An 11,991-nucleotide genomic window follows, 5' to 3' on the forward strand; every position below is an offset into this window, starting at 1 on the left:
GATGTCACAAGCAACTGGCATAACCACTATTATCCGGATAATTATTGGAGAAAAGGGCATACCAACACTAACCGAACAATAGGAGGAATAGGCCATGCCGAACCGCACCCGTTATAAAGCCATTATGCTCCTGATGTTATTGTGCTTTATTGCCGTACCCGTCTCCGGCCAAGAACCTTCAAAGGAACCTAAACAGAAGCAGGACGCTCCTTCCTTTCATCAAAATGAAGTACATACGTTGTCCCTCTCCGAATTAAGACGCAAATACGCCGACACCTTTAAATTCAAAGGCTCGCGCGCAGCCAAACAAATCGCTTTGACGTTTGACGATGTGCCGGATCCGCGGTTCACCCCGCAGGTGTTAAAGGTACTTAAGGAAAAACAGGTCAAAGCTACCTTCTTTGTCGTCGGCAGCCGGGCCAAAAAACACCCCGGACTCATCCGGATCATCCAGAAACAAGGCCATGCAATCGGCAATCATTCGTACAGCCATCCTGTTCTCAAAAACTTGAGCATGCGGGAATTTAAACTCGAGATCGAACGAACCGAATATGTGCTGGAACAGATCACCGGCAAGAAGCCGCTGCTGATCCGGCCTCCCTATGGTGAAGTGAATGAGGAGCAGGTGAGATGGGCTAGGCACGGCCGTTACAAAATCGTTAATTGGAACGTGGATTCCCAGGACTGGAAAGGAATCAGCAAAGAGGAAGTCATACGCAACGTCCTTGATCATGCCGGTCCCGGCTCGATTATCCTGCAGCATGCAGGAGGCGGCGTCGGCTCCGACTTGAGCGGCACAATCGAAGCCCTGCCGGTCATCATCGACGAGCTCAAGGCCCGCGGATACCGGTTTGTAACGGTTCCCGAGCTGCTTCATACCCCGGAATACAGGGCTTCTAAAGCTTCTATGCCTTATCCCTTCAGGCTCTGATTCTCTGATCATAGCCGTCTCAACACAAATAGGGTCAAACCGGTACACTACCACCGGTTTGACCCTGTTTATTTTTCCTAATTCAATAAGTTTGAGGCCATCGTTTAATTCAGCACATACAGCTTGATATCCTGAATGCCGAACTGGCTGACCGCATTTTGGGAGCCCGGTACAAAAATATCAATCCGGTTCCCTTTAATCGCGCTGCCCTGATCGGTAGCCGTCGCTACAAAAGCCTGTTTAGGCAGGAATCCGGCAAACTCATGACCGGTAACCAGCACTTTAGTTCCCATTGGGATTACGTTTGGATCTACGGCGATCGTTCCCAAGGCGAGCGGGTTGCCAAAATAATCGACTGCGCCCCATTTGCCATTCTCATCTGCAGAGGAAGAATAGGCTGTTGCTTTTACGTCAATCGTTTTGGAATAGTTGAAGGTTTTGCCCCAGGCCTGTACTACTTTGCTGTCAGACATCACTTTAAGCGCGTTGGCATCGGCGCTGATCGCCTTGCTTGCCGCAGCAGCGGAAGTTTTTGGAGTCGAGGCCGCCTTCAGCTGGCCGGGAATGGTCAATTTCAAGCCTGCATAGATATTGGTAGGTTTAACAGAAGGATTCGCGCTCATCAGAGCCGATACCGTGGTTCCGTAACGTTGGGACAAGAGATAAAAGGTGTCGCCTTCTTTGGCCGTATAATTGGCTGCGAAAGCGGCCGGCACAAACTGCAGGGAAAGCGAAAGACCCAGCACCAATGCGGCTGTTTTTCCGATTAAAGATTTCCGTTTACTCGTAAATACAGATTTGATAGTCATAGCTATGTATTTCCTCCTTAGTCAGCGGCCTCTAGCGGCCTGTTCTGGCTTCGTCAGTAAGACATAGACTAATATATCACAATTTTGTAACCTGTGAGCAAGCAATTGTTACCATTTTGAAACATAAGAGACCCTCAATAGGGTCTCTTATGGATTTTAACGAATATCCGCTTTAAAAGGTCTGTCTTTTGTTCTATGTTTTGTAACTATTTTTTAACCACTTGGCCTTCTGCCGTTTCCCGCTTACAGCACTTTACTAAGGAAATCGCGAGTCCGCTCCTGCTTGGGGCTGCCGAACAGTTCTTCCGGAGAGCCCTGCTCCAAAATAACGCCGCCATCCATAAACAGGATGCGATCTCCGACTTCACGCGCGAACCCCATTTCATGTGTCACGATGACCATGGTCATGCCTTTTTCAGCCAGGTTCTTCATCACATCCAGCACTTCTCCGACCATTTCCGGATCCAGCGCCGAGGTTGGCTCGTCAAACAGCATAACATGCGGCTCCATAGCCAGTGCACGGGCGATCGCAATCCGCTGTTTCTGGCCGCCTGACAATTGGGAAGGATAAGCGTCCCGTTTATCCTCCAGCCCTACGGTTCTCAGCAGCTCCATCGCGTGGCGCTCCGCTTCGGCCGGGTCTTTCTTTTTCACTTTGACCGGAGCAAGTGTAATATTCTCAAGCACGGACTTATGAGGGAACAGGTTAAAATGCTGGAACACCATGCCCATCTTCTCGCGGGCTTTGTTGATGTCGTATTTCTTATCGGTAATCAGCTGGCCTTCAAACCGGATCTCCCCGGACGTCGGCACCTCCAGCAGGTTCAGGCAGCGCAGGAACGTGCTTTTGCCCGATCCGCTGGGACCAATCAGCACGACCACTTCCCCTTTGCCGATCTCCAGATCAATGCCTTTTAGAATGTGAAGCTGGCCGAAGTTTTTGGTTAATTGGTTAACGTTTATCACGGTTACTCAGCTTCCTTTCAAGTTTATTGAGAATTTTGGACAAGGTGAAGGTCAAGATGAAATACATTAGTGCAGCAACCAGGTAAGGTGTCATTCCGTCATAAGTAATCGTAATAATGGTGTTCGTTTGGTACATAATTTCGGCAAGACCGATCACATACACGATAGAAGACTCTTTAATAATCGTCACGAATTCATTGCCGATGGCCGGCAGAACACTCTTTAACGCCTGAGGCAAAATAATATATCGCATCGTCATGCCGCCCGACATCCCGAGGGAACGAGCCGCTTCCGTCTGCCCCTTGTCCACGCCTTGGATGCCTGCCCGGAAAATTTCCGCCAAATAAGCGGAACTGTTCAGAATGAGCGTGATTGAGCCCGATTCAAATGGAGTAAATTTGATATTAAAAGTTGTAGCCAATCCGTAATGGACGATAAACAGCTGCACGATCATCGGCGTACCCCGAAGAATTTCCACCCATGCCGTCCCAATAAAACGCAGGATCGACCAGCGTGACATTCTGAGCAGCGAAATGAGGATACCCACAATAAAACCACCAACAACCGAAATGGCAGCCAAAAGGAGCGTAAATTCCAGCCCTTTAAGGAAGTAATCGCGGTAATCCCAAAAGATTTCAAATATTTTCATCCGTTCCCTTCCTTCCTTTGTTTAAGACAAATTTCCAAGCGGGATTCCGCTTCTCGCAAAAAAACAGAAAATAGCGTGGTCCCGCTATTTTCTGCAGTTTTTGATCCTACAACCTATTAGCGATTAATTGCTTTGCTGATCGGCAATTTCATTGGCATCAGTGACGAACTGATCGATCTTGCCTGCTTGTTTCAGACGATCAAGCGTGGCATTCACTTTGGTCATCAAGTCGCCATTGCCTTTCTTCACTCCGATTACATAACCGTCCTCTTCCGTCGTTGGTTTAGCGGATGTAATCGCCAGGCCTTCAACCTTCTTCAGATAAGATTCGGCTACCGGAGTTTCAATAATAGCCGCATCCACGCGTCCGGACTTAAGCTGCATAATAATGTCGGAGATTTTGGCCAGGGAGGTCAGCTTGGCTCCTTTGATTCCTTTACCGATGTCTTCTTGGATCGAACCGGTTTGCACACCGATCGTTTTGCCTTCCAGCGATTCCATCGTAGCATATTTGTCTTGGCTGCTTTCAGGAACTACGATCGACTGTTCGGCCTGATAATAAATGTTAGACAGGTCTACCTGCTTGGCACGTTCCGGTTTAGGACTGAGACCCGAAATGACCAGATCTACACGTCCGCTGCTCAGCTCATTCAGGAGGGAGGAGAACTGCATATCTTTAATTTCAAGCTCTTTCCCCATATCCTTGGCAATTTCGTTCGCAATATCAATGTCAATACCTACGATCTGGTCATTGCCATCCGAACCTTTAATGTGAAATTCAAACGGCGGATAGTCTGCACTAGTACCGAGAATCAGCTTTCCACCGCTGCTGTCGCCTGTAGTATTGCCGGCGCTTTCGGCCGGGGCCGTGCTGGCATTGCCGCTTCCTGTATTCGTGCTGGCTCCTGCGCCAGAGTTGTTGTTATTTTGTCCGCAAGCCGCAAGCATCATTGTGGTCAGCAACAGGCAGATCGTGAGGAATCCCCATTTTTTCTTCATGTTCATCTTCTCTCCTAATCATTGATTTAAATCCCAGAACACCTTCGTTGTTCTGTACGGCAGGACTAATTATAGGACAAGTTGCATAGTTATGCAAAGGATTTTATGCAAATAAATTTCACATTTTCATGTCAAGTTACATTCTATGGAAAAGAACGGTTGAAATATGCCTTGAAAAACTTGAAAATTTGTTTCAATCTGCCCTTTTCCTGGTTAATAAATGGCTACTCTGACTGGAGGTGATCAGATGCAGCTGGAAGCTTTTTATCATGTTTCAAGGGATAAATGGGCCTATGCATATGATCCCGAAACGATCCATTTGCGCGTGCAGACGAAACGGGACGATGTGGACCAGGTATTGGTTTGGACAGGTGATAAATACGATTGGGATGGAACCTTTGAAGAATTGGCTATGGAAAAAGCCGCCCACGACGATTGGTTCGACTATTGGGAAATCGAGGTTCATCCCAAATTCAAACGTTTATCTTATTTATTTAAACTGATCTCCGGCGACGAAACCGTATACGCCAACGATAAAGGGCTGCAATGCTCGCCGCCTTATCCGCCGGGAGACAACTATGAAATTGCCTATCTGCATGAAATCGACGTGCTAAAGGTGCCGGAATGGGCCAAGAAAGCGGTTTTTTACCAAATCATGCCGGAACGTTTCGCCAATGGCGACCCGTCCAACGATCCGGAGTCCATTGCCGATTGGGGCGAGCAGCCGCAGATCGATAATTTTTATGGAGGAGATTTGCAGGGGGTTCTGAATCATCTCGATTATTTGAGCGAGCTTGGCATCAATGCCATTTATTTCACCCCGCTGTTCACTTCTCCTTCTTATCACAAATACGATATCGTCGATTATAAGCAGGTTGACCCCCACTTCGGCGATACGAAGCTGCTGAAAGAGGTCGTTCAGGCCTGCCATCAGCGTGGCATACGGGTGATTCTTGATGCGGTGTTCAACCACTGCAGCGAGCAGTTCCCTCCTTTCCAGGACGTACTGACCCGTGGCGAGCAATCTCCCTACAAAGACTGGTTTTATATCCGCGAGTTCCCGCTTGAAACCCGGGATGGCATCCCGACTTATGAAACGTTTGGTTTTTACGCTAATATGCCCAAATTCAACACCTCCAACCCGGAAGTTAAAAAGTACCTGCTTGACGTGGCCGACTATTGGATTCGCGAAGTTGAGCTGGACGGCTGGAGACTGGATGTGGCGGATGAAATCGATCATCATTTCTGGAGGGATTTCCGAAAGGTCGTCAAGAGCGCGAATCCGGAAGCTTATATTGTAGGCGAGGTCTGGAGCGATTCCTTGACCTGGCTGCAGGGAGATCAATTCGACTCGGTTATGAATTACCCCTTCTCCGACAAGGTGCTTGAGTTCTTTAACGGAGGCATGGACGGCTACAGCTTTGCCAACTCCATGGGTTCACTCCTGATGCGGTATCCTCAGCAGACGAATGAAGTGATTTTTAATATGCTTTGCAGCCATGATACCCCCCGTCTGTTAACACGCTTAGGGCTGGATAAAAGAAAGCTGAAGCTTTCGGTTGTCTTCCTGTTCACTTATATCGGAACTCCCTGCATCTTCTATGGCGATGAAATTGGTTTGAGCGGTGAAGGCGATCCGGACTGCCGGAAGCCGATGCAGTGGGACACGTCCTGTCAGGACCGGGAGCTCTTTGATTTCTATAAGCTGATGATTGGTCTTCGCAAAAAATATGATGCTCTGCGCAAAGGCCGCTTCCGCTTTCTACAGGCCGAACCCGACAACCCTTGCCTCATATACGAGCGGGTGGATTCTCGTACCCATTTTACGGTTTGGATGAACAACACCCCGGAATATCAGGTGCTCAGCCACCCCATGGAAACAAGCGACTGGCGGGATGCCTTAACCGGTGAACCTGTGAAACCGAATAACGGAATGATGAATATAGGCCTTGACCCGTTTGGCTACCGTATTTTATACCGAAAGATCAAAGGCTGATTAACAAAAGCCAATCCTGCAGAACGACCTGCAGGATTGGCTTTTTAAGCTTAACCCCGGTTTTACCTAGGACAATCCGGCCCCCGGTCACTCCTGTCCGCTAATCTGTTTGTAAATCTCCTCGTATTCCCCTGCAGAGACACTCCAGCTGTAATCGCCGGCGAAGGCATTTTTGACGATCTTTTTCCAATGCTCAGGCAAACGGTAGAAATGAATCGCCCTGCGGATCGTATATAACAAATCATGGGCATTGTAATGGGTGAACGTAAATCCGTTCCCTTCCCCCGTGAACTCGTTGTAGGCCTTCACCGTATCGTTCAGGCCGCCCGTTTCACGCACGATCGGAATGCTGCCGTAACGGAGCGCAAGCAGCTGGCTGATGCCGCACGGCTCGAATTTGGAGGGCATCAGGAACATGTCGGCCCCCGCATAAATCCGCCGGGACAAGCTGTCGTCAAACAGGATCTGCGCAGACAGCTTCTGCGGCTGGCGGTAAGCCGCCTCCCGGAACCACTGTTCATAAGCCGGATCACCTGTACCCAATACGACCACCTGAACCTCGTCGAAATAAAGCAGCTCGTCCAGAATGCGCAGCACCAGATCCAGTCCTTTAGGCTCAACCAGACGTGTCACCATCGCGAGCAGCGGGGTATCCGCAGCTACCGGAAGCCCAAGCTCCTCCTGCAGCTTCATTTTATTCTCACGTTTCTTCGCGAGATTGCTTCGGTAGGTGACCGGCAGAGCTTTGTCTGTAGCCGGATTATACAGCTTGGTATCAATTCCATTGACGATGCCGGATAACCGGCCGCTGATCGAGCGCAGAAGACCGTCAAGCCCGTATCCGTAGAAGGAAGTCTGAATTTCCCGCGCATATGTCGGACTCACAGTCGTAACATGATCAGCAAACACCAGTCCGGCTTTCATGTAATTGACGTTGCCGTAATATTCGACGCCTTCCGGCGTAAAATAATTGTTTGGCAGTCCCAGCAAGTCCCCTAAAACTTCATAAGGAAATATCCCTTGGTAAAGCAAATTATGTACGGTAAATACCGTCTTGATGCCTGCATAGAACGGGTTATGTCCGTAATGGTGGCGAAGCAGCAGCGGTACCGGTCCTGTATGCCAATCATGGACATGAATGACATCAGGCTGAAAATCAATCAGCGGCAGCACATCGAGCACGGCCCGGCTGAAATAAGCAAAACGTTCCCCGTCATCCCCGTACCCGTAAATGCCGTCCCTGGCGAAATAATCTTCATTATCGACGAAATACACCTTGATTCCTTCATAAGTCAAGGTCTCTACGCCGCAATATTTCTCCCGCCAGCCTACATAAACGCTGGTTGTTCCCAGATGAACCATGTCCTGTTTGAAGCTGTCCGGGATGGTTTTATACTTGGGCATAATAAGACGGACATCGTGTCCTTCCTTTAATAAAGCTTTTGGCAAAGCGCCAATCACGTCGGCGAGTCCGCCCGTTTTGACAAAAGGGGTTCCTTCTGCTGCCGCAAAACAAATTTTCATGCCCTTCTCTCCTTTGAATGAAAATTAAGCAAGCGAAACGTTCCGTTTGCTCTGCTTCGCCGCCTTGGTTTTTTTCTTCCTGCTGCTCAGCGTGTTGACTGAGGCTGCCGGTTGCCCCCCCGACGCAGCTCCGGTTCTTTTCCAAATGGATACCGATAACGGCGGCAGCTTAAGTTCTATGCTCTGGAGCTGATCATGCCATTCCACCTTTTCAGCGGCCAGCGGGCTGCCATTTGGAGAGCCGCTCCCGCCAAACTGTGAATCTTCACTGCTGAAGACCTCTCGATAAATGCCCGCTTTAGGCACGCCAATGCGGTAGCGTTCGCGGTAGACGGGCTGGAAATTGATCACAATCAGCAGCGTATCTTTATTTCTTATGCCTTTGCGCATATAAGCAATAACACTTTGCCCGGCATCATGCGGCGTCAGCCACTGATAACCGTCCATACCGTGGTCATGTTCCCACAGCGCAGGCTCCTGCAAATAAAAATGATTGATCGCTTTGGTATATTCCAGCATTAGCCGGTGTGAATCGTAGTCCAGCAGAAACCAGTCCAGCTGGTCCTGATCTTTCCACTCAATGAATTGTCCAAATTCGCCTCCCATAAACAGGAGTTTCTTGCCGGGCGAAGTGAGCTGGTAAGCAAGAAGAAGACGGAGCCCGGCAAACTTCTCTTCGTAGCTGCCCGGCATTTTGTCCAGCAGCGATTTTTTCCCGTGGACCACCTCATCGTGCGAAAGCGGAAGTGTATAATTCTCCGAATAAGCATAAACAATCGGGAAGGTCAGCAGGTGATGTTTGGACGGCCTGTCCCAGAATGGGGTTTCCACGTATGCCAGCGTATCATTCATCCAGCCCATGTTCCATTTGTAGTTGAACCCTAGTCCGCCTTCCTCCACGCTGCCGGTAACCATAGGCCAGGCACTCGACTCCTCGGCCATCATCAGGGCATGCGGGTAATGATCGGAGACTACCTGGTTCAATTCCTTCAGAAACCGGATCGCCTCCAGATTGTCGGTCCCGCCGAATTCATTCAGGCGGAATTGCCCTTCCCCTTTTTCGAAATCAAGCTTCAGCATGCTGGTTACCGCATCCACCCGCAGCCCGTCAAAATGATACACCTCCATCCAATAAAGGGCACTCGATATCAGGAAAGAACGGACTTCAGGTTTGCCAAAATCAAAGCTCAGCGTTCCCCAGCCCGGTTTGTCCGCTTTCAGCGGATCGCTGTACTCAAACAGCGGTGCCCCGTCGAACAGCCTTAACCCGTGATCGTCCCTCGCAAAATGCCCCGGCACCCAGTCCAGCAGCACCCCGATATCGTTCTGATGGCATTGGTCTACGAAATACATGAGATCTTCAGGTTTGCCGTAGCGGCTGGTCGGCGCAAAATATCCAGTTGTCTGGTAACCCCAGGACAAGTCATAAGGATGTTCGGTAAGCGGCATAATTTCTATATGCGTATAGCCCATTTCCTTGACGTAAGGAATCAATAACTCAGCCATTTCCCTGTACGTATAAAATTCGCCATCCTCCTTCTGCCGCCAAGTTCCAAAGTGCATTTCATATATGTTCAGCGGTTTGCGGTAAGGGATGCGGTTCTTTCGCCTCCAGGCTCCATCGCCCCACCTGTAGCCTTCTATTGAAGCCACCACAGATGCGGTATTAGGCCGCACTTCGGCGTGGAAAGCATAAGGATCGGCTTTCAGAAATACCCGTCCGTCCGGACCGGTAATTTCATACTTGTAAAAAGTTCCTTGGACGATTCCTGGGAAAAAACGACTCCAAAAACCGGATTCGGGTATCTTATATAAAGAGTCGTTCTCTCCCCTCCAACCGTTCCAATCCGAAGCCATTCCGACATGGCGTGCATGCGGTGCCCAAACGGTAAAACGAACGCCGCTAATTCCATTTTCAACGGTCAGATGAGCTCCGAGCGAACGATAGCTGCGATATAAAGTTCCTTCGTGGAACAAATAAATATCTTGGGGTGAAATCGCTACTGGGTGGTTAGCTGCGGCCATGTCCGACACTTCATCACATCCAATCTCCATATTTAAAAAAAGATGATATATGTTCTTTATTACCCCTATTCATAAATATTGAAAAGGAAAAAGAACATCCTTACATTAAATTTGTAATTTTTCAAATCATTCCAAAGTAAAATGGTTTCAACATCAGTATATCTCGTTTATGTATGTACTACACTGACCAAAACAAATTCGGGAGGGAAACGACATGAGTAATAAACAATGCATTGCCATGCTGCTTGCGGGAGGGGAAGGCCGCAGATTGTCTCCACTCACCTCAAGTCAAGCAAAACCGGCGGTGCCTTTCGGCAGCCGCTATCGAATTATCGATTTTCCTCTCAGCAACTGCGTCAATTCCGGCATTGATACGATCGGCGTATTAACCCAATATGAAGCTGAATCGCTGCACAATCACATCGGAGACGGAACTGCTTGGGGACTTGGAACTCATGAGAATGGAGGCATCGCCTTACTCCCTTCATACCAAACGGGTGCTGATGAATATCTGGGAACCGCAGATGCCATTTATAAAAATATGGAATACATCGACCGCCAAAACCCGGAAAATGTGCTGATTCTGTCAGGCGATCATATTTACCATATGGACTATCGCGAAATGCTGGATGCCCATTTGAAATCAAGTGCTCCTGCCACCATTTCCGTAATGCCTGTTCCTTGGGAAGAAGCACATCGTTTCGGCGTCATGGTGACGGATGATCAATATAGAATTACGGAGTTCGCAGAGAAACCTGAGAAACCGCAGAGCAATCTCGCTTCCATGGGCATTTATTTGTTCAAGTGGAGTTATCTGAAACAGCATTTAATTGCAGACGCTTTGGATGATAAGTCGAGTCATGACTTTGGCAAAGACGTTATTCCTAAAATGCTGGCGGGTGAGGAAACCCTTCAAGCTTATCCATTTAAAGGATATTGGAGAGACGTGGGTACGGTAGGCAGCTTATGGGAAGCCCACATGGATCTGCTGTGTGAAGAGAGCGACTGGAAGCTGCATAATGAAGCATGGCCGATGTATACCAATGAATCTGAAGCCAGTTTGAAAAGCTCAAAGCACAGCGGCATCCCGGCAAAAAGCTCGATGATACACGATAACTGCGCTCTGGAAGGGTATGCGGAAAAATCCGTTGTCTTCGGCGGCACTTCCATCGGCCGTTTTACAAAGGTGAAAGACAGCGTGGTCATGCCGAATGTGCAGATCGGACGGAACGTCCTTATTGAATGCGCCATAATCGGGGAGGGCGCTGTGATCAAAGACGGAGCCATAATCAAAGGCTCACCGGATGAGGTCGTTGTCATCGGACCGGGTGAGACTGTATTGGCCAAACCAGCTGTACGCTCCCAGTCTTCGAGACTGCTTAAAGAAGTTTATGACAACGCTGCGCCGCTGCGCGCGGGAGGCATGTCTTCTTAACACCCTTATTCTAACACAATTATTTTATACAAAAAAAGCCGTGCTATTTGAAATAGCCGGCTTTTTTGCGTTTATTGATCCGAACGGGCTTCAGAAACAGCTGGAGCTAAACATTCATAGAGATTGGCGAAATGGTCCTTCTGCTCGGAAATCCCCTTGAATGCAAACCCCTGCTTCTGATAATACAGATTAAGCGCCTCGTTATTTTGCCTGCAATCCAGTCTTAATCCTTTCTTTCCATCCCGGATCGCTTTGTCCACCGCAAAGCTCAACAAGGTTTGCCCTAACCCGAAACGCCGATAAGCAAGGCTTACCGTCAAACGGTGCAAATAATAATAAGACGGATCATCCATAGCTTTCCAGTAACCCGGATCTGAAGGCTGCAGCGTGAACATGCCCGCCGGAATATCCCGATCCAGCGCGATAAACACTGTTCTATTAGTGAAATAAGACCGGACTTCGTCTTCCGTAAATTGTTCCGGTTTCCACTGGCTGATCCCCTTCCGCTGCATCCACTCAGCTGCTTCGGTCAGCAGCCTGCCAACCTCGTCTGCCCTGCCGGAAGACGCCTGAATCAATGTAAAAGCTCTACCGGAGGCTGTTATCAAGTCAACCTTCTGCTCAGAGGACATCCCCTGTCTCCCCCCGTTCATTTCA

At 49.0% G+C, this 11,991-nt stretch carries 10 protein-coding genes; 3 read left to right on the forward strand and 7 right to left on the reverse strand.

Annotated features, from left to right (window positions below):
* Positions 1–94 precede the first annotated feature (94 nt).
* Entirely contained in the window at positions 95–931 is an 837-nt protein-coding gene (locus tag AWM70_RS08360) for a polysaccharide deacetylase family protein (RefSeq protein ID WP_068695421.1), read from the forward strand.
* 104 nt (positions 932–1,035) lie between these two features.
* Here the strand turns inward: AWM70_RS08360 and AWM70_RS08365 are convergent, their stop codons facing one another.
* The 4 genes from AWM70_RS08365 to AWM70_RS08380 form a co-directional block, all read right to left on the reverse strand.
* Positions 1,036–1,740 carry a 3D domain-containing protein gene (locus AWM70_RS08365; RefSeq protein WP_068695423.1) on the reverse strand — a complete coding sequence of 235 codons (705 nt, stop codon included), beginning with the start codon at positions 1,738–1,740 and terminating at the stop codon, positions 1,036–1,038.
* A gap of 243 nt (positions 1,741–1,983) precedes the next feature.
* Positions 1,984–2,706 (reverse strand): amino acid ABC transporter ATP-binding protein, encoded by a 723-nt coding sequence (locus tag AWM70_RS08370; protein ID WP_068695425.1) that lies wholly within the window; start codon positions 2,704–2,706, stop codon positions 1,984–1,986.
* On the reverse strand, positions 2,693–3,355 hold the full coding sequence (locus AWM70_RS08375) for an amino acid ABC transporter permease (RefSeq protein ID WP_068695427.1): 663 nt from the start codon (positions 3,353–3,355) through the stop codon (positions 2,693–2,695). Before AWM70_RS08375 ends, AWM70_RS08370 begins: the two co-directional genes overlap by 14 nt.
* 123 nt (positions 3,356–3,478) lie before the next feature.
* A complete protein-coding gene (locus tag AWM70_RS08380; protein ID WP_068695429.1) occupies positions 3,479–4,354 on the reverse strand; it encodes a transporter substrate-binding domain-containing protein in 876 nt (291 codons plus the stop codon).
* Positions 4,355–4,601: 247 nt separating this feature from the next.
* Here AWM70_RS08380 and AWM70_RS08385 point away from each other — a divergent pair, with 247 nt between their 5' ends.
* Positions 4,602–6,350, forward strand: a complete 1,749-nt coding sequence (locus AWM70_RS08385) for an alpha-glycosidase (RefSeq protein WP_068695431.1) — start codon at positions 4,602–4,604, stop codon at positions 6,348–6,350.
* 87 nt (positions 6,351–6,437) lie between these two features.
* On the opposite strand, the gene glgA is transcribed toward AWM70_RS08385, so the two are convergent.
* A complete protein-coding gene (gene glgA / locus AWM70_RS08390) occupies positions 6,438–7,874 on the reverse strand; it encodes a glycogen synthase GlgA (RefSeq protein WP_068695433.1) in 1,437 nt (478 codons plus the stop codon).
* Positions 7,875–7,898: 24 nt separating this feature from the next.
* Positions 7,899–9,929, reverse strand: a complete 2,031-nt coding sequence (gene glgB, locus AWM70_RS08395; RefSeq protein WP_237167867.1) for a 1,4-alpha-glucan branching protein GlgB — start codon at positions 9,927–9,929, stop codon at positions 7,899–7,901.
* A gap of 184 nt (positions 9,930–10,113) precedes the next feature.
* Between glgB and AWM70_RS08400 the strand changes: the two genes are divergently transcribed.
* Positions 10,114–11,334 (forward strand): glucose-1-phosphate adenylyltransferase, encoded by a 1,221-nt coding sequence (locus AWM70_RS08400; RefSeq protein ID WP_068695435.1) that lies wholly within the window; start codon positions 10,114–10,116, stop codon positions 11,332–11,334.
* A gap of 71 nt (positions 11,335–11,405) precedes the next feature.
* Here the strand turns inward: AWM70_RS08400 and AWM70_RS08405 are convergent, their stop codons facing one another.
* Positions 11,406–11,966, reverse strand: a complete 561-nt coding sequence (locus tag AWM70_RS08405) for a GNAT family N-acetyltransferase (RefSeq protein ID WP_068695437.1) — start codon at positions 11,964–11,966, stop codon at positions 11,406–11,408.
* Positions 11,967–11,991: the final 25 nt, after the last annotated feature.

This window comes from Paenibacillus yonginensis (assembly GCF_001685395.1).
Classification (GTDB): Bacteria; Bacillota; Bacilli; order Paenibacillales; family Paenibacillaceae; genus Fontibacillus; species Fontibacillus yonginensis.